The following is a 1,109-nucleotide window of genomic DNA, read 5'->3' as shown; positions in this document are numbered from 1 at the left end:
AGAGCAAGAACCCGAAGGCGCCGAGGCTGTTCCCCGACGAGCTGATCGATCAACTGCTGGCGCAGGTGCAAAGCAAGGATGCCGAGTCGATTCTGGGCGAATCAGGCCTGGCCGGCCAACTAAAGAAGCAACTGGCCGAGCGCATGCTCGCGGCGGAACTCACGCACCACCTAGAGAGCGAGGCCGGACAAGGCAGGAGCAGCAATCACCGCAACGGCACCAGCCCCCAAGACGGTCATCACGCCCAACGGCGAGCTGAAGCTGGACATTCCACGCGATCGGGAGGCGACGTTCGGGCCCCAACTGGTCGGCAAGTATCAACGCCGCCTGCCGGGCTTTGACGACCACGTCATCAGCATGTATGCGCGCGGCATGAGCGTGCGCGAGATCCAGGGTGGCCAACACCGACGCGCCAGCGGAGTCGGCAGTGCTATCCGCCGTGCCGTGCCGATCCGGACCTTCTCGGACTGGAACGATCCGCTGCCCGGTTATTTCGAGATCGATTTCGTCCAGCATTGTGGTGGCGGCAAGGTCGACAGCGAGCTCGTGCACACGCTTGTGATGACAGATATCGCGACCGGATGGACCGAATGCCTGGCCATGCCGTTTCGCGGTGGCGCATTCGTTCTGGAGCATATCGAGCAGGTCCGCGGGGCGTTGCCGTTTCCGCTGCGCGGTCTGGATTGCGACAACGATAGCGCCTTCATGAACGAGACGGTGTTCGACTTTTGCAAAGCGACGGATATCGAGCTGACGCGGTCGCGTGCATACAAGAAGAACGACCAGGCATGGGTCGAGCAGAAGAATGGCGCTATCGTTCGCCGCCTGGTCGGCTACGGAAGGCTGCAAGGTCTGGAGGCCACGGAAATCCTTGCCTCCCTTTACCAGGTTTCGCGGCTCTACATCAACTTCTTCCATCCGTCGTTCAAGCTGAAATCCAAGACACGTCACGGCGCGAAGATGACGAAGCACTATGAATCACTGAGCTTCCCCTGAAATTTCGCCTTCCAGCAGGTCGTGTGTAAACTCGACCCAAAGGAAGGAAAGAAGAGATGTTCAAGGTACCAAAACAGGCGTACACGCCGGAGTTCCGGGCGGCGGCCGTGCAA

Annotated in this window: 1 protein-coding gene and 1 pseudogene; both read left to right on the top strand. The window is 60.2% G+C overall.

The window, feature by feature from the left end; all coding sequences use genetic code 11:
• Window positions 1–53: 53 nt before the first annotated feature.
• A pseudogene (locus VSR82_RS39785) lies at window positions 54–396 on the top strand (transposase); the annotation flags it as partial.
• Window positions 373–996 carry a hypothetical protein gene (locus VSR82_RS39780; protein ID WP_498858901.1) on the top strand — a complete coding sequence of 208 codons (624 nt, stop codon included), beginning with the start codon at window positions 373–375 and terminating at the stop codon, window positions 994–996. The pseudogene VSR82_RS39785 and the gene VSR82_RS39780, both read left to right, overlap by 24 nt.
• The last annotated feature ends 113 nt before the right edge of the window (window positions 997–1,109 follow it).

Source organism: Burkholderia sp. JPY481 (assembly GCF_038900515.1).
In the GTDB taxonomy this organism is placed as follows: domain Bacteria; phylum Pseudomonadota; class Gammaproteobacteria; order Burkholderiales; family Burkholderiaceae; genus Paraburkholderia; species Paraburkholderia youngii.
Note: the sequence above shows the minus strand (reverse complement) of the source record. Positions and strands in the feature narration are given on the sequence as shown.